Raw genomic sequence first — 21,334 nt, 5'->3', positions numbered from 1 at the left:
TTCAAAATCATTTAAAAATCCTACTCTTGATTGCGTGGACAAGACTTTCGAATGTCGCCCTTGGAGGCACCACGTCAACCCTGACTCCACATGATTCCAACATTCGTTTCGTCGGCTCCCCGATCGCCGCAACGATCGAACGGTCAAGCGCGTCGCTGATGATTCTTTCGGGGTACTTTGTCATCGCTGCATCAAGAAAGACTTTTGCCGACAAAGGACTCGTGAAGGCAAGAATGTTCAAATCCCCTGCGACCAGGGCGTCGATGATTTTCGACAAACCAGGGTCTTCAATATCTGGCACAAGTGAATAAATGACAATCTCAGTGACCTCAGCATGAGATTCCCTCAACTTCTCAACAAGCTTCCTTTCTCCCTTGTCCGATCGAAGGAGGAATACTCTCTTTCCTTTAATAGACGACGATAACAACATTTCGATAACGCCTTCCGATGAAAACGTCTTTGGCATCATATCAACGCGGATTCCCATGCTCTCAATCGATTTCGCTGTCTCGAGACCGATCGTGACGATGCAGATTCGCTTTAAAGCCTCAATCAAATCGTCCCTTCTCCCCCTCTTGTCAGCCAGCTCAATCATCGCCCTCGCGCCGATCGCGCTCGTGATGATTACGATATCGATCTGTCCTAGAATTGCATATTGAAGAAATGCATCATAGTCGGGAGAGTCGACGATCTTCACTTTCAACGGCGAGGCGCAGATCGGCTCAAATCCCAAACACTTCGCAATCTCGATCGATTCTCCTATCTTTTCTTCTGGCCGCATGATAGCGAGACGCATCAACGCAAATCACCTAGGGTGTCTCTTAAAGAAACAACGTGACCAATGACCATCAATGCTGGCGGTTTGATCGATTCCTTTCTACAAATCTCCGAGATTCTTGACAACGGACCAGTGACGACACGTTCCTCTGCTGTCGCCCCTTTTTCAATAACCGCGGCAGGCGTCTCCGGATCGAGTCCTCCGGCCAAAAGTCTCTTCACATTTCGCTCCATCGCCGAAACCCCCATAAGGATGACAATCGTGCCGCCGATGGACGAGAGCGCATTCCAGTTGAGAACCTCTTTTTCCTTATCGGCACTCTCATGACCCGTGATGACAGTGAAGGCCGATGAATAACCCCGATGCGTGACCGGGATACCTGCAAGGGCAGGGACAGCGATCGCTGAGGTCACACCAGGAATCACATGCACATCGATTCCGTTCCTTTTCAAAAACTCAGCCTCTTCCCCGCCCCTACCGAATAAAAAGGGATCGCCGCCTTTCAGCCTGACAACGATCTTCCCTTCCCTCGCTTTCTCCAAAAGAATCTCATTGATTGCCGCCTGTTCCATCAGATGCTCGCCCCCCCTCTTGCTCACGTCAATAATTTCCGCCCCTTTTTTCGCAACCGAGAGGAGCTCCTTCGGGACCAAGAAGTCATGCACGATCACGTCCGCCTTCTCGATGATTGCCCTTCCCTTCACCGTAATTAGATCCGGATCGCCCGGTCCTGCCCCCACCAGAAAAACTTCTCCCTTTCTAGCATTCATCGATGATCGCCTTCCATTCCTTTTCTCAATTCAGAAACAATTTCATCGAGAGCTTGCGGAATCATCTCGACGTTGAAAGTTTGATCAACCTTCGCCAGTTGCTTACCAGTCTCGGTCAGGACAATCCCCCTGATCCTTATACTCTCGCCATCAACCTTAGCCCATAGACCGATCGGAACGGAACATCCACCGCCAAGTGCCCTCAAGATAAATCGCTCCGCATCAACCTCCATCCTCGTTACTGGATCTTCAATAGACTTCAACATCTTCTCGTATTCCGAACCCTTCTTGCAGACGACTGCAATCGCGCCCTGGCCAACCGCTGGGATAAATTCTTCAGGGTCGAGCGGGAGGAAATGACCCTCAAATCCTATTCGCTCCAGTCCTACCCTTGCCATGACGATCGCGTCATATTCTTTTGATTCGAGCTTGCGTAGGCGCGTTGTCACGTTGCCCCTCATATCCTTGATAACAAGGTCGTCCCTCTTGCTCATCAGTAGCGCTTTTCTTCTAATACTTGACGTCCCAACAATAGAACGAGGTGGAAGTTTTTCCAACGGCAATGGAGGGATGATCACATCCTCGACCGGACCTCTAGGAAGTACAGCGGCGAGACATGTCCCTTCGGTCAATTTAACTGGCATATCCTTAAGGCTGTTCACAGCGACATCGATTTTTCCTTCGAGTATCTCTCTGTCAAGCTCCTTAACGAAAGCACCGAATCCGCCGACGGCACTCAACGGGCGATCTCTGATTCTATCGCCAGTCGTGACGATTTTTCTGATTTCAATATCAACGTCTGGAAACTTCTTCCTAAAGGCGTCGACGAAAATCGATGTTTGAGCAAGTGCGAGTTTGCTTCCGCGCGTGCCGACGATCATTGCGTGATTTCCCTCAAGACTTCGTCAAATGCGTTCACAGTTCTTTCGATGTCCTCGTCAGAATGCGCCGTCGATAGGAAATTCGTTTCAAATTGAGAAGGCGGTAGATAAACACCTTTCTCGAGGAGACCTCTGAACAACCTGTTGAAAAGCGCAGTATCCGATCTCTTCGCATCCTCATAATTACGTATTGGCCCTTTCGTCATGAAGAGTTGGAACATCGAGCCGATACCAGTAACGGTGAAATCGAGATGCAACTCATCGATAACACCCTCAATCCCTTTCCTGATCGCTTCACCCCTTCGATTCAATTCTCGATGTCCAATTCTTGCCAGTTCCTTTAACGTCGCGATACCTGCAGCGAGACTCATCGGATTGCCGCTGAATGTTCCTGCCTGGTACACTTTGCCTATCGGGGAGATCATCGACATGATCTCCTCCGGGCCACCAAAGACTCCAATCGGCATTCCCCCGCCGACGATCTTGCCGAGCGTTGTCAGATCAGGTTTCACCCCAAAGTATTCCTGAGCACCGCCCATTGCGAGGCGGAAGCCGGTGATGACCTCGTCGAAAATGAGCAAGATTCCTTCGTCGCTGGTTAATTCCCTCAGGGATGCGAGATAATCCTTATCTGGCAGAATCGGCCCTGCATTCCCGATGACTGGCTCGAGGATAAGAGCGGCGATTTCGTTCTTATTTTCTTTGACGATTTTTTCAACGGCGGGAACGTCATTAAAGGGAGCGAGCAGCGTGTTCTTGGTGACTTCCGATGGAATTCCCATCGAATTCGGCACACTGTGCGTTGTAGCGCCAGAGCCGGCCTTGACAAGCACGGCGTCGTGAGCACCATGGAATGCGCCTTCGATCTTGATCACTTTGTTTTTCCCGGTGTATCCACGTGCCAATCGGAGAACGTGCATTGTCGCCTCGGTACCGCTACTAACGAACCTCACCATTTCAATAGATGGATAATAATTGCAGATCATCTCGGCGAGCTCGATTTCCTTCTCGATCGGAGTGCCGTAAAGCGTTCCGTTTTCCGCCTGTTCCTGAAGCGCTTTGACAACCGAGGGGTGAGCATGCCCGAGGATCAGCGGACCGAAAGCCATGCAGTAATCAATATATTCGTTTCCATCAACATCCCAGATTTTCGATCCTTTGCCCTTTGAAATATATAGTGGATAAGGGGCGAACGCTCTCACGGGACTTGAGACGCCGCCGGGCATGAGCCTTTTCGCCCGATCGTAGAGATCCTTTGATCGACTCGTATTCCTCATCCGGAGAACCTCACTCCTTCAGTTTTTTCGCGACATCCTTCGCGAAATAGGTCAATATGATATCAGCACCTGCCCTCTTGATCGCGGTGAGAACTTCCATCATGATTCTATCTTTATCGAGCCACCCCTTTTCGGCGGCCGCCATAATCATCGAATACTCGCCACTCACATTATACGCCGCGATCGGCACATTGAACATGATTCTCGCCTCCCTGATCACATCCAGATATGCGAGTGCTGGCTTGACCATCAGAATATCCGCGCCCTCCGCAAGATCCAACTCCATTTCTCTGAGAGCTTCACGCGCGTTGGGAGGATCCATTTGGTGCGATCGCCTGTCACCGAACTTGGGCGCTGATTCAGCCGCCTCCCTGAAGGGTCCGTAAAATCCTGACGCGTACTTCGCGCTATACGACATGATCGGAATGTTCTTGAATCCAGCATCATCCAGTGCGGTTCTGATTGATGCAACCATGCCGTCCATCATTCCGCTCGGCGCGATCATGTCGGCGCCTGCCTCTGCCTGGCTGACGGCCGTCTTCGCGTAAAGGTCGAGTGTTTCGTCGTTGAGGATCTCGCCATTTCTGACCTTTCCGCAGTGCCCATGTGATGTGTATTCGCAAAGACACAGATCGGCAACGACAACAACGTCACTTGCTTTCTTAATATTCTGGATCGCTTTCTGCGCAACGCCATCCTTTGCCCACGCGCCACTACCTTCTTCGTCCTTATGTTTCGGTATCCCGAAAACCATGACTGCCGGAATACCGAGTTCGTATGCTTCAGCTGCCTGTTCCCCCGCCATTTTGACGGGATATGCATTCACCCCTGGCATCGAGGTGATCGGTTTTGGCTTCGTGAGGTTTTCGTTGAAGAACATCGGATAAATGAAGTTCTTAACGGATAGTCGCGTTTCTCTCACCATCTCCCTAATCTGCGGATTTAACCGCAGACGCCTCAATCTCGTATCAGGAAACATTTTTGTTCTCCTCCAATCTGAACAATTCGCGCGCAGCCTTAAGAATTTCCACCCTCTTCTCCCGGGACGCCAATTTGAGCATCTCTGTCGGATCGGCCAGGAACCGATTCGCAAGGGCATTTGCAAAATCCGTCACGATCGTTTCGATGTCTTCTGGGCTGTGATTAAGTCGATTAATTGCCTTTCGGATCTCCACTTCCTTAATCGCCTCGAACTTCTGACGGAGCGCCTTAATGACTTCTGATGCCCCCATTTCCTCAAGTTTCTTTTCCAGCAACAAAAGCTCTTCAGCGATGATTCTTTCAGCCTCGAGAACCTCCCTTTTTCTCTTCATAATGTTTTCCTGTGCAATATCCCTGAGACCGTCGATGTCGTGCATCTCAACGTTTTTCAGCGACCGGACATCATCAGCGACATTTCTTGGGAACGAGACATCGATAATGATGAGCTTCTCCCCCTCGCCCTTTTTGGCGATCGCTTTCTCCACTCGTGCGCGATCGAGGATCACGTGAGGCGACGAAGTCGCAACGAGAACGATATCGCATTTGTGCAGGTAGTCGTAAAGGCTGTCGAGACGGATCGCCTGACCACCGAGGTACCAGGCGAGTTCGACAGCTCTGTCATATGTGCGATTTGAAACGAAGATCGCGTTCGGTTTCTTTCCGATCAGATGCTTCGCGATCAGTGTCGCCATTTCTCCCGCACCGATGACGAGAATTGTCTTACCTTCGAGACTGCCAAGGAGGCGTTCCGCGAGATCGACTGCAGCCGATCCGATCGAAACCGCACCTTTGTTGACCTTCGTCTCCGTGCGAACTTTTTTCCCGACGCTGATCGCCTTTCTGAAGATGAGGGAGAGAATGGGGCCGATACACCCTTCGCTCTCCGCGAGTTCATATGCGCGCTTCACCTGAAATTGAATCTGATCTTCGCCGACGATCATCGATTCAAGACCGCTTGAAACTCTCAGCAGATGTCTGATTGATTCAAGATCGGAACGAAATTGAACAAGATTTTGATCGTGATCGAAGGGAATGAACCTGCTGATCATCGCCTCCATTCCGTTCCTCGTCGTACTCGGTTCATCCGTTACGGCATAAAGCTCGACACGGTTGCATGTGCGAAGTACGGCGCATTCTTTCACTCCCTGGATTCGACGGAGATGGTGCAACAGCGCTTTCTCATCATGCCGCCCGATGAGTTCAAGAGCCTTCATATCGGCGGATTTGTGCGTTACATGCACGCTGATGATCATATCAATTACCTCTGTTCACTTTCTCGAGGGCACGCTTCTTTGCCAATTGATAGTCATTACCGAGCATCGCGAGAATCTCCTTATCCTGGACAACCGATCGCAAAACCGCTTCTCTCAACCTTTGATCGGAGATTTTATCTTTAATTTCTTTTCTCAATTCTTCCTGCAAGGTCACCATCAGTGACCAGTTCTCATCAATGAGCCTATCGAGCTCTTCCTTCAGAGCCTTTGAAACAGCTGGACTTCGACCAAGGGTGGAAATTGCAACAACAAAATTGCCCCGATCGATGACAGAGGGTATCAAGAAAGAGCCAACGCCGTCCGCCCTGTTGAACTGCTTACCCATAGAAATAGCACAGGTGCAAATCATATCGTTCAGGGAGAAATCATCAGTCGCTGCGATCACATAATCCGCCCATGCGATCCATTGTTCAAAAGAAGCTCGAACGTCTTCCCTTACAAATCTTAGACCCTTATCTTTTAGATCCACAGAAATGTCACGACTGACTACGACGACCTCAGCCTCCCTGGCAAAGTACCTCGCCTTGCGAAGTCCAACGTCACCCCCACCGAAGACCACAACCTTTTTCCCAGTGAGATCGATCATGAGAGGAAGCATCGGCATCACTCAACTGGCCACGAGAATATTTCTTCTTTCTGTATGACCAAAGCATCCTGATAGGACCTAATAACCTTTTCCCAAAACACTCAGATCATCGTAATTTGATCCATACTGGTAGGCTATGCAGGTTTCCCATATCAACGGTTCACTTCAGGGATCAGAGCCTATATTTGTACATTTTTATTCACTTAGAGCGAAGGTCGATACCGTGTGCACAAATTCCACCTTTTGGCCATCTGGGCAATATTGAGAATTGTGCAATCTCAACACTGCAACAGTATGACTTTTTTTAATAATTATGAAAGATGGGATATTCGCCAATGTGATCGTTTTTCCAGATTTTAAGATCCTTCGAAATCGGCCGAATAAATGGAAGTTATTTTATTATGGCAGTGATTAATCCGGATTGAATTCTCTAAAAAAATCGTGAGAAGTGAGAGTGACTTTATGGGCAAGAAAGGGATACTCCTCGTAGGACACGGAAGCAAGCTTGATTATAACAAGAAGGTCGTTAGTCATTTTGCGGAGAAACTCGGAGAACGATTCAGGGAATTTTCAGTCACCGTCGGATTCATGAACATCAACAAACCGACGATTAAAGAAGGATTGAATCAATTGGTCACAGAGGGCGTTGACACGGTCTTTGTTGTTCCCTGTTTCCTCGCGCACGGGATTCACACAAGGGACGATATCACATCGGAGCTTGGCATCCCGCAGGGAAGCAAAGGGGGAGTTGTGGACGTCGATGGAAAGAAAATCGCCATCAAGTATTGTGAACCGATTGGACTCGATGATCGGATCGTCGATATTCTCGAGGAGCGAGTAAAAGAAAGGCTTGGGAAGGAATAGTCGTGAAAGTCCTCGTAATGGACGCGACCCACGGTGGCTTAACCATTGCGTTGGAGTACCGGCGAAAGGGTGCTGAGGTCACGCTGGTTGATTGCTACAGAACTGGCGGGAAGGATCTTGAAAGGAAAGCTACCAATGCCGGTATTCATTTGGAGAATAGAGCACCAGCGGAGTTTTTCGACCTTGTGGTCGCGCCCATCCACTGTCCGGATCGATTCCTCGAGGGGGCAAGGTGGAGAAGGAAGATCACGACGCACAGGGCTGTGGGAGAGCTTTGTTCCTTCGATGCAAGAATTATTGAGGTGACTGGCACAAAGGGGAAAACTTCGACGGCTCACCTGATCGCCGATCTTCTCCGTGCCAAAGGAAATCGCGTCCTGCTATTAAGTAGCGGCGGAATCGTACTGTATAATGGCGATAAGAAGAAGATCATCAAAGAAGAGGTGAGCATCGCCCCCACCTCCATTTTAGAAATTGCGAGAATGGAAGTCGAGTTCGACGTCGGCGTTTTCGAAGTCTCTTTAGGCGGGACTGGACTCGCGGACATCGGTGTCATTACGACGATTGGTGACAACTATTTGATTGCAAAAGGAACGAGGAGAGCATTTGACGGAAAGGTGCAGATGGCTTGTACGGTGAAAAAGACGCTTGTCGTCCGGGAAGATGAAAAAAACCTCTGGGTTCCACATGTGGGAAAGGACGTCAAGATTTTAACATTCGGAAATGGCGGGGATGTCGATGCAAAAATCGGTCAGCCGTTGCGTCTCGGAGAGATGGCTGGAATGAAAATCATTTTAAAAAAAGGAGATTGCGCATCGGTCGATCTCCCTGGAAATTTTGTCGCACCAGCTTATCTACTAGCTTTTTCGGCTGCTGCTGCGGTCGCCATTGACCTTGGTTATGGTGTCAACGAGATCGCGAAATCTTTCGAAGCCTTCGAAGGCGTGCCTGGTAGGGGGGAAATCAGAAAGGAAAATGACTTATGGGTTATTCGTGACAGAAATCCTGGAGTCAGTGCCGCATCCGTGCGCTTTCTTATCGAATGTTTGAAGAATTATTATCAGTTAAAAAGAATTGGTGTCATCATCGAACCAGTTTCCAAAAGAGTCTGCGAGAAACTCGATCTGGGGGAACTTGAAAAAGTTATTATCGATCATCGGGATTGTGTCAGCGATGCGTGCCTGCTTGGCGATTTCGAAGGGGGCATGTTGCATGGGGATGTGTTCCGCGTGATCGAGAATATCGCCGAAGTCAACGGAAATTCCGAGGCGATTCTCTGGTGCACCAAGGAGGGTTTCAGATGATCGATGTGCTTCATCCGAGACCAAGTCCGATTATCGCCGCAATGTACACACTCAGGGATCTCGACGTCGACGTGATCGTCATGCATGGACCCCCTGGCTGCGGTTTTACCGCATCTCGATTGCTCGAGGAAGCTGGTGTCACCGTTGTGACGACGGGCATGCAGGAAAGCGATCTGATATTCGGCGCCGAGCAACGGCTTGTGGAAGTCCTTAAGAAAGTGGATGAGGAGTTCTCGCCAAAGCTCGTTGGCGTCGTCGGAACCTGCGCGAGTATGATCATCGGCGAGAACCTCGATGCGGCGATCAAAAAGGCGGGAATTCGCTCGACCGTTCTCCCAATCGATATCCATGCGTGCGCTGGGCCTAATACCGTGGGAGCGATCAAGGTTCTTGAAGTAGCGGCAAACAAGGGGATCATCCCAAAAGAGGAATTTGAACGCCAGAAGGAAATGCTCATGCGTGCAACCGCGTTGGAAAGGGAGAGGGGGATGACGAGTAAACCTTACCTTAAGCCTCACCGCGGTGCAACGAAGCTGAATGTCGCAAAGAGGATTATTGATTACTTGTCTCAAAACAAAAGAGTCGCGGTTGTCCTCAACGCAAAAAAGGAGACGGCGTATAGATTCGCCGATGTGATGCGCGCGGTTGAATATGCGAGAAGAAAGGTTGGAGGATATGCGATTTACGTGGCAAATACAGATCCAAACATCGGTCTGCCCCGCATCAGAAGGTATTCAATGGACATTCTCAGAGATTTGAAGGAAGCAGGCGTTGGGATTGATTATTTGAGCGGCGGACTTGATGAATACCCTGTTGCAGGGGAGAAAGCGGCGAAATATCTCGAAAATAAAGAGATAGACCTCCGGGTCCTATGTGGCTTACCGCACGCGATTCCAGATCTCAAGGTGGAAGACATTCTCGTGACCGATCAGCCGAGGGAGCTGAGGAATTTCATTGACTCGGGTTTCACCCTCGCGGTCGGCGAAATCTCGACGCACTCGATGCTCATGGGGGCTAGAGGGATTGTCCACAGCGAGCTCGGGGACACGATCAGGGAGCTCGTTGATGGGGTGCAAACATGAAACAGATCGCCATCTACGGCAAAGGTGGCATCGGAAAATCGACGATATCGGCGAATGTCGCTGCCGCGCTCGGTGAAAGAGGACTCAACACTTGGTACATCGGATGCGATCCGAAAGCTGATGGAAGCATGACACTGCTCGGCGGTCGCAAGATTGAAACTTTTTTGGAAAGACTGAGATCGTCGACCAATGAAAATTGCCCGGCCTACGTTGAGGGCTTCAACGGTATCAAATGCATCGAGACGGGCGGCCCAATCGCTGGTGTGGGATGTGCTGGTCGTGGGATCATCGTCGCGGTGCAGGAACTTTACAAGCGCTATTTCACGAATGATATCGATGTCATCATCTACGATGTCCCCGGTGACGTTGTCTGCGGTGGTTTTGCCGCACCGCTTCGCGAGAAATTTGCAAACGAGGTCTACATTGTCACAAGCGGTGAATACCTTTCCCTCTACGCGGCAAACAATATTGTCAGAGGGCTTGAGAATCTAAAGGTCAATCTCGGCGGTCTGATTTGTAATTCAAGAGAAATAAGAAATGAAGAAAGAATTGTAAGCGAATTCGCAAAAATGATCGGAAGTCACATGATCGGCTTTATTCCGCGAGATCCTATCGTGAGGGAATGTGAAAACAGGGGAAAGACAGTCATCGAAGGCGCACCACAGAGTTCTCAGGCCGATGCTTATCGCAGACTGGCGGATGCGATATTGAAAAATAACAACCTAGGAATACCGAAACCGATCGATCCGGAGGAAATCCGGGTTTTGCTGAGGGAGAATGAATAATGGGCATCAGGCGGGTCATCATCGCCGGTGCTGGGAGCGGCGTAGGCAAAACGACGATTGCTACTGGTCTGATGGCGCTTCTTTCGAAAAGATATAGGGTTCAGGGATTTAAGGTTGGACCTGATTTTATCGATCCTGCATATCATGCGGCGGCAACTGGTCGACCGTCGAGAAATCTCGATTCATTTATGCTCGACCGTGATACAATTCTCAATGTTTTTGGCTGGTCGACGAGAGACGCGGACATTGCAATCGTCGAGGGTGTCAGGGGACTCTACGACGGACTCACCTCAACGGGCGATACCGGGAGCACTGCTGAGATCGCAAAGATTCTTGGTGCTCCCGTCGTTCTCGTCGTCAACGCAAGAAGTCTTGCGAAGAGTGCGGCCGCACACGTACTTGGCTTTAAAATGCTCGACAAATCGATCAGGATCGAAGGGGTGATCCTCAACCAGGTGAGCGGTGAAAGGCACAGAAAAAAGGCGATTGAGGCTGTCGAATCATTAACGAAAACGGAGGTCATCGGCGCGATTGAAAGAAGGAAGGAGCGTTTGCCTGAAAGACACCTTGGGCTCGTAACAATGCCAGAGAAGAAAGACGCCAAGGCGACGATAGAAATGACGGCCGATATCGCATCAGAGATCGACCTGGAGCGGTTGATCGATATCTCAGAAAGAGCAGAACCGATTGATTTTCCAGCGGAATTTCCTTTTAGAAAAGGGGAGAACATAGGGGTAAAAATCGCTATCCCGGTCGATAAGGCCTACTCATTTTACTATCCAGAGAATATCGAATCGATCGAGGCAGCTGGTGCCAGAGTTATCAAATTCAAACCAGCGGAAGGCGATGCCTTTCCTGACGCTGATGGATATTATATCGGCGGAGGGTATCCAGAAATCTTTGCTGAGGAGATCAGCTCAAATCGGGATTTCATGGAGGGATTGAGGTCCGCGGCCGTAGAAGGCAAATTGACTTATGGAGAATGCGGAGGGCTGATGACCTTCTGCAGGTCAGTTTCCTACGAGGGAAGAAAATGGAACATGGCCGGGATTTTTGACTGTGATGCTGAGGTAACGGCCGAACGCCAAGGCCTTGCCTATGTTAATGCTACTGGAACAAAACATAATTTTCTTTTCCCAGAAATGAGGATTCGAGGTCACGAGTTTCACTATTCCCGCGTCTCGCCAATTCCGCCAGGACCCTATGCATATTCGATCGAGCGTGGCGTTGGCATTGACGGAAAGAGGGATGGCCTTATCAAAAACAGAACGATTGGCGCATATCTGCATCAGCATGCTCTTTCGAATAAGGAATGGGGTATTAGGATCGTACAAGAGGCGGGTCGATTGTCTTAAAGATTCTATGTGCTTTCCACGATAAAGGAGAATAAAGTGATTACTCGATCACCTCCGAGACCTATCGATTCGATCACCTGATGTTCCCCGAGAAAAGAATTTCTAATTGATTCGCGCGAATTCGTTCGATGCTTGTCCGAACGAGTTCGAGCCTTGAACCAAAAATCTCTTCAAATTAACCCGTTTGTGCGTTAATCAGGTGATTACAAAATGAAAAGTAAAATCATCGGCATCGTCATATCGTCGTTCCTCGTGGCCCTGCTGCTCACATCGCTGGCTATGCCCGGTTTGGTGCAAGCGATGGGGATGGGGCAGACAGCACAGACGAATTTCTGCGGGGACAACGATCAGAACTCCTCAGGATTCCAAAGCGGCAAGCAGATGACGCAAGAGCAGATCAGAGAAAGAATCATGGAAATGTGTCAGATTGGCTTACAGCGAAGGCTGTTCGGTCCGATTGAATACGATAACGGTACCGTTACTGGGTTCTTCATTAAGTTCAATTTCAACGAATCGACCGGAACAATAACTAATTATTCCGTCAGATACGGAAACGAAATGCTGAGGGTCTTTGACAACATCGAAGTCAGCGACTTCACAGCCAAAAACGTCAAGGTCGTAGGCTCGATCTTCGTGGCTTCTGACGAAACTCACCGCATCATCGCGCACAACAACCCGACAGCCCTTCTTCACGTCATGACAAATAGCTCTGCCGAGATAAGCATTGCAATCCCGGAAGATTTTAAAATTGAACAAATCAATTCAAACAACACCTGCCTCGACACGATCTACAGAATCACAAAGGATGACTTCGTCGGCGCGATAGGCATTTCAAACGGAACCGCGAGTTTCGAAGAAAATGAAGAGGGGACCTATCTCCATGTTTCTGGCAATGATACGCATCTCTTCTTTAGGATGCGGCCTTACTTCCAGGAAACAGGGCTGAGCATGCATGCACATCTCATGAACGCCGTGATCGAGGGACGCATTTGCGCAGAAATCAGGGTCATGGTGCACAATGGTGATGCGATCTATGACGCCCAGATCTACGATCATCGCTACACATTGAGGATTGTTTCGGCAGTGCAGAACAGAGTAACATTGCAAGTGGCATCGGAACAGCACGAAGGTCGTCTTTTCCTCTTTGTGCTGGACAACGATACAATCAATGTGTCCAATCAGCTCCGCGTTAAGCTCGACGGTAACGATGTAGTCAGAGCAAACAGTATGTCTGAGATTCTCAACGCAACTGGCACATCGACCTCTGACGCGAGATATTATGGATTTGAAATCGACGGGCTGCAGTATCTCCTTGTCTATGTGCCTCACTTCTCAGAGCACACCATTGAAATTTCGAGCCTCTCCGCTTCTTCAGGAATTCCGCTGACCTGGATCGCAGTTGCAGTGATAGGAATTGGAGCTGTCGTAATCGCTGCGGCGGTTCTCGTGAAGGGTGGCAGAAAGCAGTAAGCTTCTCAGTCGATTTCCTCAAACTTTTTATTCTTTTTTCTTTTCGGGTTTTCGCAAAATGACCTCGTAAAGTTTTTTAATGTAAGTAGGTGAAGGGTCATCGAACTCACCAATGTGACAAATCTCATATCCCCGAGCGAGTCGCTTGACCTTTTCCAACGAAAAGAAATGTACGACGAATTTCTGAGGACTTTCCCACATGTCCTCACCTCTGTGAATTCCCTTCCCGTAGTGCGGGTCGTGAATGTTCCTCACCGAATAGATATTGAACCCACCAGCTTTCATTACTCGGAGACACTCCTGAAAAATAAAATCAAGCTCCTTCTCCGTCAATTGCATTGTGAAAAACATATGTGAGAAGATACCGTCGACACACTCATCAGTCAGCGGAATACCGTCGCGAGCATCGTGGATCATTGCGGTGAGCGATTCGCTCAATTGATTGGACTTCGCCTTTTGCATGAGGTGTTCAATCGCAACAGGAGAATAATCGAATGCGATGACCTCGAAGCCTTCCTTCAAAAACATTATCGTATCTCTGCCTTCCCCACAGCCGAGCTCGATGATCTTCTTCGCTCCCTTCTCCTTAAAAAAGCTCAACGCTCTTCTTGCAAATTCACTCGGCGTTTCCCCGAAATAATCTGGTTTCAATTTGTACACGGTGTCCCAGTGTTCCCTCTGCGGATCGAGCTTTTTTCTCAACATATCAACATGAATTGCATCGTGCCTTTTCTTCATTGTGATCGCAGGGTTGGTTGACGCTCAAAGCCATAAATAGATTGATGGTGGCATCCTGCAATTAGACTTTCAATTCTTCAATGAAAGCATAGTCTTTTACGCTGGGACATTTTTTCCCCTCTCAGTGTCTCTATGAAATGGAAGTCAGAGGATTATTGGGTAAGCCATTACAATTTCAGAAAGAGTCTCGATCTACCGAGGGTCAAATTCCACGACACGACATTTAGGGACGGAGAACAGCAGCCTGGCGTTGTCTTTACAAGCGAAGAGAAGCTGAAGATTGGAACGATGATGAGCGAGATCGGCATCGACAGGATTGAGGGTGGAATGCCTCTTGTCTCTGAAGATGACAGGAAAGCGGTCAAGATGTTGGCAAATGCGGGGCTCGATGCCGAGATATTCGCCTTCACGCGATGTATGAAAGAAGATGTCGAGACCTCCGTGGCCTGCGACGTCGATGGGGTGATCATGGAGGTACCATCAAGCGGACATCTCATTGGCGATGCGTATGAATGGTCTGAGGAAAAAGCGAAACAACTAGCTGTTGAGGCAACGGCTTATGCGCATGATCACGGTCTTTATGTTTCATTCTTCTGCATTGATCTTTCACGAGCGGACGCCGATTGGGCTCTTGATATCATCGGCGCAGTCGCAGAAGAGGGACATATGGACGCGCTCAACGTCGTCGACACCTTTGGAGCGCTTTCGCCTGAGGGTATGACAGAACTGGTTACGATGTTGAAAAACGCTTTTAGCGTCCCGATCGAGGTGCACACCCATAACGACTTCGGTCTCGCCGTCGCGAACACAATCGCGGCGGTCAAGGCAGGTGCGGAAGTTGTCCACACGACGGTCAACGGACTTGGCGAACGGTCAGGCAATGCGTCGTTTGAAGAGACGGCGATGTGCCTGAAAGTCCTTTATGGACAGGAGATCGACCTCGATTTCTCGCGATTCAAGGAACTCTCGGATGCGGTTGAAAAGGCAAGTGGAGTGAAAAAAGCGCCAAACAAGCCGATCGTCGGCAACGAACTCTTTTCAATCGAGTCGGGTATCGTTGCTGGCTGGTGGAAAACGCTCGAGAAGAAAAATAAAGCTCTGACGATGTTTCCGTATCATTGGACTCTTGTTGGACAGGATCCGCCGAGAATTGTATTGGGCAAGAAGAGCGGTTTGGCATCAATCCTCTATTGGGCGGAAAAGCTTGGAATCGAACTCAGCGAAGAAAAGGCAAGAAAAATTCTCATCGAGGTGAAGAACACATCGATCAGGAAGAAGGGATTGCTGACTGAAAAGGAGTTTAGAGCGATCGTCGAAAAGGTTCAATGAGATGAAACACGATCATCGATATCGATGATCAATAAATTCCAGTCTAAATTCCAGTTGAATTCATTTGACAAAGGGTTCATTCGAGAATCTAAAAACCAAGTCTTCTTTGAATGCAAGAGAGTGACTCGAAGGAAGAACCTCGATGTGAACTCATTTCCTACGACATGAAGCGCTCGAGAATCTTCATCGCGCAAGCTCTACCTTGTGTGATCGTACTGTGAACATCTTTCGGAGATTCCGCCGACCCGACGATAAAAATGCCGTCAACAGACGTAACGCACGGTTCGAAAGAATCTTTCAGATTCAACGGAAAGCCATCGGCCGAAATGGGAAGATTGAGCATGCGGAACAGTTCAAGACTCGATTCTGGGTGTCTGAGACCCGCACTAAGAACAACGATGTCCGCTGGGATCTCGTAAAGCTCCCTGAGCAATGTATTCTCCCCGCACACAATGACCTTCCTGAATTGTTCTTTTTTCAAAATCAGCGAAGGCTGTCCTCGGACGAATTTAACCCCCAGCCTTTTCGCCTTTCGATACATTTCCTCTCCGTACGTAGCATGAACTCTGATATCGATGTAGAAAATCCAGACATCGGAATCCGGATGCAATTCCTTGACGGAAATCGCGTTTTTTATCGCATTCATGCAGCAGACGGCGCTGCAATACGGTACTCCGCCACTTCTCTCAGTTCTCGAGCCCGCACACTGAACGAACGCGATCGTTTTATTGTAATTGCCATCCTGCCCATTGAAAATGTCCTCTCCTTTCCTTTCCTCCTCGACGAGTAATCGCTCAAATTCGATCGAACTCATCACCTCGCAATACCTGCCGTAACCGTATTCCGGAAAGAGTGCCAGATCGACCGGAACGAGTCCCGTCGCGAGGACGATCGCATCCGCTTCGATTTCTTGTTTTGGATGCCCCCTTTCTCTCGAGGAAAGGGTTATGTGAAACCGATTGGAATTCCTTCGAATATTGCTGACCACCGTATTCGTGTGGATCAAGACTTCTGATCGCGAGTGGATCTCATCAGTTAATCTTTTGATCATAGAAGACCCCGATTCCATTGACGGGAAAAGCTTATGGAGTTTAGCTACAGTGCCTCCCAGCAGCATTTCCTTTTCGACTAGAAAAACTTCGACATTGGCACGCGATAGATCGAGTGCTGTCTGTAGACCGGCTACGCCTCCTCCGACGACGAGTACCTTCCCGAAAGAATCTACATCCATCCCTGCATTTCCCCATTAAATATGCTTCCGTCGAAAGTTCTTTTCAGTTCGCAATAGATTTGTGACATCCATACCGCAATCAATTCGGGATCATATTAAATCTCCTAGAACGAAATTGCTAGAATAAAATCGATAAAGATTTCAGGATGCCAGCCTTTTTTATCGGATTGTCAAGTGCCACTCGTTCTTTCAGAAAAATCTTGTTATTAAAAAATCATGAAAAAGTTAATAAACAATCACCTCCAAATACCGCAAGCGAAGTAGATATCTGATGGATCATTGAGGTTTGAATCATGTCCGCCTGGGTTTACGCAATCGCGAGCGTTATACTTGTGAGCCTGATTTCAATAATTGGAATATTGTTCCTGATGCTGAACGATCACGTTCTCAAAACATCTGTTTTTATTCTTGTTGGTTTGGCGGTCGGAGCTTTGTTTACTGACGCGTTCGTTCATCTGATTCCGGAAGCTTTCGAAAAGTATGGAACGGGACCTGAGGTACCGATTTACATTATCGCAGGTATTTTCGCCTTCTTTGTTCTGGAAAAATTTCTACACTGGCGACATGAACACAGTTGTGAGTTCCAAGAAATCTGCAAGAAACCTGTTGGATACATCAATTTGGTCTCGGATGGCGTTCACAATCTTGTCGACGGAATATTGATCGGAGTCTCATACCTTGCCAGCTTTGAAGTAGGAATGGCGACGACGATCGCGATCATCCTGCATGAAATTCCCCAAGAAATCGGAGATTTCGGCATCCTCGTATACGCGGGATTTACAAAGTGGAAGGCGCTTTTGTTCAACTTTCTCGCCGCGACCACCGCGATCGCAGGTGCAATTGCTTCACTTATCATTGGGGAGAGCATAAGTGGATACACGACCCTTATGTTGCCACTGGCGGCTGGCGGGTTCATCTACATCGCAGGAAGTGATCTCGTGCCTGAAATGCACAAGGAATCGAATGTCAAGAAATCAATCATCCAGATGATTTCAATCATCATCGGTGTGCTGGTCATTCTCAGTCTCGCGTTCCTCGAATAAGCTGATAAATATTATTCGCGGATCGGGATCATTTCGTATTAAAGACGGCTCTCACGCGCTATTGGATGATCGATAGTTTATAATGAACAAATGAAAGTGTCAGAAATTTGAAGAAAAGCATCGAGCCTAAGTGTTGATTATTTTTATTTATCAGCTTCGAATGAAAACAACATCATTGTTCTTCCCATCGATCGGATATGCGTTTCGCACCAATCCGGCAAGAAGAAAAAGCGGTCGATGAGATTTCGTCTTCATCAATTATGACCTATTTTCTTCATTACGAAGAAGAAAACTGCGACAGCGAACAGCTGAATCAGAAATGAAAACGCGACGACGGCCACAATCGAATGAGTGTAGATGAGGCCGATGAAAGCCGTGCCGAGAAACCAGAACGCACCGAATGCGAGACTGAATATCCCAAATGCTGACCCTCTTTTGTGGACTGGGACTATCTCCGCCACGACAGCTCGCATGAGGGATTCCTGCGATCCAGCGCCAAACCCCCACAGAGCGATACCAATGAGCACAAGCGAGAAATTGTTGAGAAAGACAAAAATTGAAAAGAACGAAGAAATGAAGGTGATGATCACGAGAACCTTCATACCCCTTACATCATACACATGACCGAAAAACAACGCCCCGAATGCATCGATGACATTGGCCGTGGCGTAGAAAATCGGAATCCATATCGAGGGAACAGATCCAATCTTCTGAAAATGATATGCGAGAAATGGGAAATCGATGTATCCGATCGCGACGAGGGATGCACCGACGACATAAATCCAGAAGATCTTTGGTAATTGACCTCTTTTTTCAACCGGCTTTGGTCGTTCCATTTCCCTCGGCGCTGGATAATGTTTCCATGCGATGTAAAGGATGACAACTGCGGCAGTTGCAGGGATGATTAGAATCAAGAAGGCTGTTGAGTAGCCACCATGCATCATCATCACCAAGGCGACGACGACTGGTCCGAGCACCGCCCCAACCGATGTGATCGCTTCATTCAATCCAAATGTCCATCCCCTGCCGACCTCACTTGCGGCGTGGGAGAGCATCGCATCCCTCGCTGGCGCCCTGATCGCTTTTCCAGCACGCTCGATGATGATAAGAATTGCTGCGGTGACCCAGTCGCCAGCGAATGCAAGCAATGGGACGGCAACAAGGTTGATGCCATAACCGACGAACAGAAAGGCCCAATACCTACCGGTGCGGTCGGTCATGCTACCAGTGAGCAATCTCGGTGTATACCCGATCAGTTCGCCAAATCCGATGATGAGCGCGACTGCCGCAGCACTGGCCCCCAGAAGCCCGAGGTATGTTCCAGAGATGCTCCTCGCTCCTTCATAGGTCATGTCGGCGAGGAGACCTATAAGGCTGAGTAATAAGATGAACCTCAGAGCCTTTTTCTTGGAGTTTGAAGTGACGATGATACTCTCAGCTGGCGGTTCTGAACCGATGATCCCATCCCTCTTTGATGTCAATGGCGAGATTATGATACGGCGATAAAAGCAGTTCGATCGGCTGAACCGGCGAATTGAGAAGAATTCACAATAACTGCGGACGAGGATAGATGCGATATCCTTAAATGTTGTTGTGACCTCTCCAACTTGGAATGGGATAGGGTATGCTTGAAATCGAGGATCTTACGGTCGAGGTCGGCGGCAGGACAGTTCTCAAAGATGTCAATTTAAGTGTCATGTCAGGTTACACGAGTGTTCTCTTTGGGCCAAACGGATCTGGAAAATCTACGCTTCTCATGACGATCATGGGTTTCAGCGAATACCGCGTCAAGAAGGGACGAATTCTCTTTAAAGGAGAAGATATAACGCATTTGCCAATGCATGAGAGGGCAAAAATGGGCATCGGCATCATGATGCAAAGACCACCGAATCTCGTTGGTGTCAAGCTCGGGGATTTGGTGCAAGTGATCGGAAAGAATGCAAATGATTTATATCAACTGGCAACCTCTTTGAGAATGGAGAAGTTTCTCGAAAGAGACGTCAATGTCGGTTTCTCCGGTGGTGAAATCAAGAGATCTGAGTTGCTACAGCTGACCGCACAGAATCCATGCCTCTATCTTCTCGATGAGCCGGAGTCAGGGGTTGATCTTGAGAGCATCGAACGGATTGGAAACGCGATCAAAATGCTTTTGAGCGGTGGTCTCGGGTGTGCCGGAAAAAAATCCATCGATGGAAAGTCGGCACTCATCATCACTCACACTGGCCAAATACTCGATTATATTGAGGCGGATAGAGGTTATGTGATGTGCAACGGTACGATATCTTGTTCTGGTAATCCGAGAGAATTGTTACAGGAAATCAGAAAAAGGGGATACGAGGAGTGCGTAAAATGCAAGATTCTTTGAGTAGCTTGAGGAAAAGAGCCGAGGCAGCGAAAACAAAGAAGGCCGCGTACGGCGAGGACATCGATCTTGAGAATTACGATATTGCGCCGAAGAATGCGCCAGAGACTGAAAGTCTGGAAGATCTCGACAACGAAATCCAACGTACATTGTTGAGCGCGGGTGTCGTTCCAACAGGTGAAGGAAGGGCTGGTAGTTTCCTTCTTCTTGATAACGCCGTTGTGCATAGATCGCAGAAGGAGGAAAGCGTCGAAGTGATGTCGACGCAACAGGCACTCAAGAAGTACGACTGGATCAATGACTATTATTGGAAGGCTGTTCCCCCAGACACGGATAAATACACTGCAACAACTTTCCTTGAGAATGCTGACGGGTATTTTATCAGAGCGCTACCCGGTACAAAGGCGAAGATGCCCGTTCAAACCTGCTTGCTCCTCGGCAGCAGGAATGCAACACAGACCGTTCACAACATTGTAATCGTTGAAGAAGGTGCGGAACTCGAAGTCGTCACAGGATGTACAACGAAGCCAGGTGTGGAGAGGGCACTTCATCTGGGAATTTCAGAATTCTACATCAAAAAAGGTGGCAAGTTAACGTTCACAATGATCCACAACTGGGCAGAACAGGTCGGGGTCAGGCCGAGAACAGCCGTTATCGTTGGTGAAGGAGCAACCTACGTGAACAATTACGTGTGTCTAAAGCCCGTCAAATCAATCCAGATGTACCCGACGGCAAAGCTTGAAGGAAAAGAATCATTTGGCCGGTTTAATACCGTTGCAATTGCCCATCCTGGCTCAGAAATTGATATCGGCTCGAAGGTTGTGCTTTCCGCCCCGAAGGCAAGGGCGGAGATCGTCTCAAGGAGTATCACGACTGGTGGGAAATCGATCGCAAGAGGAAAACTCGTCGGAGAAGCCCCTGGGATCAGAGCGCATCTCGAATGCAAGGGTCTTATCCTTCAGGAGAAAGGCATCCAGCTTGCGATTCCAGAGCTTGAGGCGAGTGTGCCAGATGTGGAAATGACACATGAAGCGGCCGTCGGAAAGATCGCGAAGGATCAGATTGAATATATTATGGCAAGAGGGTTGAGTGAGGCGGAGGCCGTTGGCATCATCATACGCGGATTTCTAGAGGTCGGGATTAGGGGAATTCCAGAAGAATTGAAAAAAGAAATCGACAAGGCAATAGCCGCAACCGAATTGAGTAGCGGCTGAGGTCGTCAAA

The 21,334-nt window shown here is 48.7% G+C and carries 20 protein-coding genes; 10 read left to right on the top strand and 10 right to left on the bottom strand.

Going from position 1 to position 21,334, the window contains the following annotated elements; genetic code table 11:
* Nucleotides 1-7: 7 nt before the first annotated feature.
* The 7 genes from H5T41_00440 to H5T41_00410 are packed head-to-tail and all read right to left on the bottom strand — an operon-like array spanning nucleotide 8 to nucleotide 6,568.
* Complete coding sequence (locus tag H5T41_00440) at nucleotides 8-799, bottom strand: uroporphyrinogen-III synthase (protein ID MBC7107255.1); 792 nt, start codon at nucleotides 797-799, stop codon at nucleotides 8-10.
* Nucleotides 796-1,548, bottom strand: coding sequence for a uroporphyrinogen-III C-methyltransferase (gene cobA, locus H5T41_00435; protein MBC7107254.1), 753 nt, complete (start codon nucleotides 1,546-1,548; stop codon nucleotides 796-798). The genes H5T41_00440 and cobA overlap by 4 nt, the downstream gene beginning before the upstream one ends.
* Nucleotides 1,545-2,429: a hydroxymethylbilane synthase gene (gene hemC, locus H5T41_00430; GenBank protein MBC7107253.1), complete on the bottom strand. Its 885-nt coding sequence runs from the start codon at nucleotides 2,427-2,429 to the stop codon at nucleotides 1,545-1,547. The genes cobA and hemC overlap by 4 nt, the downstream gene beginning before the upstream one ends.
* Nucleotides 2,426-3,706 (bottom strand): glutamate-1-semialdehyde 2,1-aminomutase, encoded by a 1,281-nt coding sequence (gene hemL, locus H5T41_00425; GenBank protein ID MBC7107252.1) that lies wholly within the window; start codon nucleotides 3,704-3,706, stop codon nucleotides 2,426-2,428. The genes hemC and hemL overlap by 4 nt, the downstream gene beginning before the upstream one ends.
* Nucleotides 3,707-3,716: 10 nt before the next feature.
* Complete coding sequence (gene hemB, locus H5T41_00420; protein MBC7107251.1) at nucleotides 3,717-4,685, bottom strand: porphobilinogen synthase; 969 nt, start codon at nucleotides 4,683-4,685, stop codon at nucleotides 3,717-3,719.
* Complete coding sequence (locus H5T41_00415; protein MBC7107250.1) at nucleotides 4,675-5,940, bottom strand: glutamyl-tRNA reductase; 1,266 nt, start codon at nucleotides 5,938-5,940, stop codon at nucleotides 4,675-4,677. Before H5T41_00415 ends, hemB begins: the two co-directional genes overlap by 11 nt.
* Nucleotide 5,941: 1 nt before the next feature.
* The gene (locus tag H5T41_00410; protein ID MBC7107249.1) at nucleotides 5,942-6,568 is read right to left on the bottom strand and encodes a bifunctional precorrin-2 dehydrogenase/sirohydrochlorin ferrochelatase; all 627 of its coding nucleotides are present in this window, start codon (nucleotides 6,566-6,568) and stop codon (nucleotides 5,942-5,944) included.
* 420 nt (nucleotides 6,569-6,988) lie between these two features.
* Between H5T41_00410 and cfbA the strand changes: the two genes are divergently transcribed.
* The 6 genes from cfbA (at nucleotide 6,989) to H5T41_00380 (ending at nucleotide 13,407) form a co-directional block, all read left to right on the top strand.
* Nucleotides 6,989-7,411: a sirohydrochlorin nickelochelatase gene (gene cfbA, locus H5T41_00405; protein MBC7107248.1), complete on the top strand. Its 423-nt coding sequence runs from the start codon at nucleotides 6,989-6,991 to the stop codon at nucleotides 7,409-7,411.
* Nucleotides 7,412-7,413: 2 nt separating this feature from the next.
* Entirely contained in the window at nucleotides 7,414-8,715 is a 1,302-nt protein-coding gene (gene cfbE / locus H5T41_00400) for a coenzyme F430 synthase (GenBank protein MBC7107247.1), read from the top strand.
* Complete coding sequence (gene cfbD / locus H5T41_00395) at nucleotides 8,712-9,797, top strand: Ni-sirohydrochlorin a,c-diamide reductive cyclase catalytic subunit (GenBank protein MBC7107246.1); 1,086 nt, start codon at nucleotides 8,712-8,714, stop codon at nucleotides 9,795-9,797. The genes cfbE and cfbD overlap by 4 nt, the downstream gene beginning before the upstream one ends.
* The gene (locus H5T41_00390) at nucleotides 9,794-10,582 is read left to right on the top strand and encodes a P-loop NTPase (protein ID MBC7107245.1); all 789 of its coding nucleotides are present in this window, start codon (nucleotides 9,794-9,796) and stop codon (nucleotides 10,580-10,582) included. The genes cfbD and H5T41_00390 overlap by 4 nt, the downstream gene beginning before the upstream one ends.
* Nucleotides 10,583-10,587: 5 nt before the next feature.
* Complete coding sequence (gene cobB / locus H5T41_00385) at nucleotides 10,588-11,937, top strand: hydrogenobyrinic acid a,c-diamide synthase (glutamine-hydrolyzing) (GenBank protein ID MBC7107244.1); 1,350 nt, start codon at nucleotides 10,588-10,590, stop codon at nucleotides 11,935-11,937.
* 210 nt (nucleotides 11,938-12,147) lie between these two features.
* Nucleotides 12,148-13,407, top strand: a complete 1,260-nt coding sequence (locus tag H5T41_00380) for a hypothetical protein (protein MBC7107243.1) — start codon at nucleotides 12,148-12,150, stop codon at nucleotides 13,405-13,407.
* Nucleotides 13,408-13,434: 27 nt separating this feature from the next.
* Here H5T41_00380 and H5T41_00375 read toward each other — a convergent pair whose 3' ends face one another.
* The gene (locus H5T41_00375) at nucleotides 13,435-14,145 is read right to left on the bottom strand and encodes a class I SAM-dependent methyltransferase (GenBank protein ID MBC7107242.1); all 711 of its coding nucleotides are present in this window, start codon (nucleotides 14,143-14,145) and stop codon (nucleotides 13,435-13,437) included.
* Nucleotides 14,146-14,277: 132 nt separating this feature from the next.
* On the opposite strand from H5T41_00375, the gene H5T41_00370 reads away from it, so the two are divergent.
* Complete coding sequence (locus H5T41_00370; GenBank protein MBC7107241.1) at nucleotides 14,278-15,474, top strand: pyruvate carboxyltransferase; 1,197 nt, start codon at nucleotides 14,278-14,280, stop codon at nucleotides 15,472-15,474.
* 157 nt (nucleotides 15,475-15,631) lie between these two features.
* Here H5T41_00370 and H5T41_00365 read toward each other — a convergent pair whose 3' ends face one another.
* Nucleotides 15,632-16,705: a CoB--CoM heterodisulfide reductase iron-sulfur subunit A family protein gene (locus tag H5T41_00365; GenBank protein MBC7107240.1), complete on the bottom strand. Its 1,074-nt coding sequence runs from the start codon at nucleotides 16,703-16,705 to the stop codon at nucleotides 15,632-15,634.
* A gap of 290 nt (nucleotides 16,706-16,995) precedes the next feature.
* Here H5T41_00365 and H5T41_00360 point away from each other — a divergent pair, with 290 nt between their 5' ends.
* Nucleotides 16,996-17,748, top strand: coding sequence for a ZIP family metal transporter (locus H5T41_00360; protein ID MBC7107239.1), 753 nt, complete (start codon nucleotides 16,996-16,998; stop codon nucleotides 17,746-17,748).
* Nucleotides 17,749-18,002: 254 nt separating this feature from the next.
* Here the strand turns inward: H5T41_00360 and H5T41_00355 are convergent, their stop codons facing one another.
* Complete coding sequence (locus H5T41_00355) at nucleotides 18,003-19,100, bottom strand: MFS transporter (GenBank protein ID MBC7107238.1); 1,098 nt, start codon at nucleotides 19,098-19,100, stop codon at nucleotides 18,003-18,005.
* A 272-nt stretch (nucleotides 19,101-19,372) separates the two neighbouring features.
* On the opposite strand from H5T41_00355, the gene H5T41_00350 reads away from it, so the two are divergent.
* Nucleotides 19,373-20,113 (top strand): ABC transporter ATP-binding protein, encoded by a 741-nt coding sequence (locus H5T41_00350; GenBank protein ID MBC7107237.1) that lies wholly within the window; start codon nucleotides 19,373-19,375, stop codon nucleotides 20,111-20,113.
* Nucleotides 20,098-21,324, top strand: a complete 1,227-nt coding sequence (locus H5T41_00345) for a SufD family Fe-S cluster assembly protein (protein ID MBC7107236.1) — start codon at nucleotides 20,098-20,100, stop codon at nucleotides 21,322-21,324. Before H5T41_00350 ends, H5T41_00345 begins: the two co-directional genes overlap by 16 nt.
* The last annotated feature ends 10 nt before the right edge of the window (nucleotides 21,325-21,334 follow it).

It is taken from the genome of Methanomassiliicoccales archaeon (genome assembly GCA_014361295.1).
Classification (GTDB): domain Archaea; phylum Thermoplasmatota; class Thermoplasmata; order Methanomassiliicoccales; family JACIVX01; genus JACIVX01.
The sequence above is the reverse complement of the archived record's forward strand: the minus strand, read 5'-3'. Positions and strand labels throughout refer to the sequence as shown.

What these genes read in the sequence shown, in the direction of transcription:
- cobA (MBC7107254.1), bottom strand. Translation starts at nt 1,548, where the DNA reads ATGAATGCTAGAAAGGGAGAAGTTTTTCTGGTGGGGGCAGGACCGGGC.
- hemC (MBC7107253.1), bottom strand. Translation starts at nt 2,429, where the DNA reads ATGATCGTCGGCACGCGCGGAAGCAAACTCGCACTTGCTCAAACATCG.
- hemL (MBC7107252.1), bottom strand. Translation starts at nt 3,706, where the DNA reads ATGAGGAATACGAGTCGATCAAAGGATCTCTACGATCGGGCGAAAAGG.
- hemB (MBC7107251.1), bottom strand. Translation starts at nt 4,685, where the DNA reads ATGTTTCCTGATACGAGATTGAGGCGTCTGCGGTTAAATCCGCAGATT.
- H5T41_00415 (MBC7107250.1), bottom strand. Translation starts at nt 5,940, where the DNA reads ATGATCATCAGCGTGCATGTAACGCACAAATCCGCCGATATGAAGGCT.
- cfbD (MBC7107246.1), top strand. Translation starts at nt 8,712, where the DNA reads ATGATCGATGTGCTTCATCCGAGACCAAGTCCGATTATCGCCGCAATG.
- H5T41_00390 (MBC7107245.1), top strand. Translation starts at nt 9,794, where the DNA reads ATGAAACAGATCGCCATCTACGGCAAAGGTGGCATCGGAAAATCGACG.
- H5T41_00380 (MBC7107243.1), top strand. Translation starts at nt 12,148, where the DNA reads ATGAAAAGTAAAATCATCGGCATCGTCATATCGTCGTTCCTCGTGGCC.
- H5T41_00375 (MBC7107242.1), bottom strand. Translation starts at nt 14,145, where the DNA reads ATGAAGAAAAGGCACGATGCAATTCATGTTGATATGTTGAGAAAAAAG.
- H5T41_00370 (MBC7107241.1), top strand. Translation starts at nt 14,278, where the DNA reads ATGAAATGGAAGTCAGAGGATTATTGGGTAAGCCATTACAATTTCAGA.
- H5T41_00365 (MBC7107240.1), bottom strand. Translation starts at nt 16,705, where the DNA reads ATGGATGTAGATTCTTTCGGGAAGGTACTCGTCGTCGGAGGAGGCGTA.
- H5T41_00355 (MBC7107238.1), bottom strand. Translation starts at nt 19,100, where the DNA reads ATGACCTATGAAGGAGCGAGGAGCATCTCTGGAACATACCTCGGGCTT.
- H5T41_00350 (MBC7107237.1), top strand. Translation starts at nt 19,373, where the DNA reads ATGCTTGAAATCGAGGATCTTACGGTCGAGGTCGGCGGCAGGACAGTT.
- H5T41_00345 (MBC7107236.1), top strand. Translation starts at nt 20,098, where the DNA reads ATGCAAGATTCTTTGAGTAGCTTGAGGAAAAGAGCCGAGGCAGCGAAA.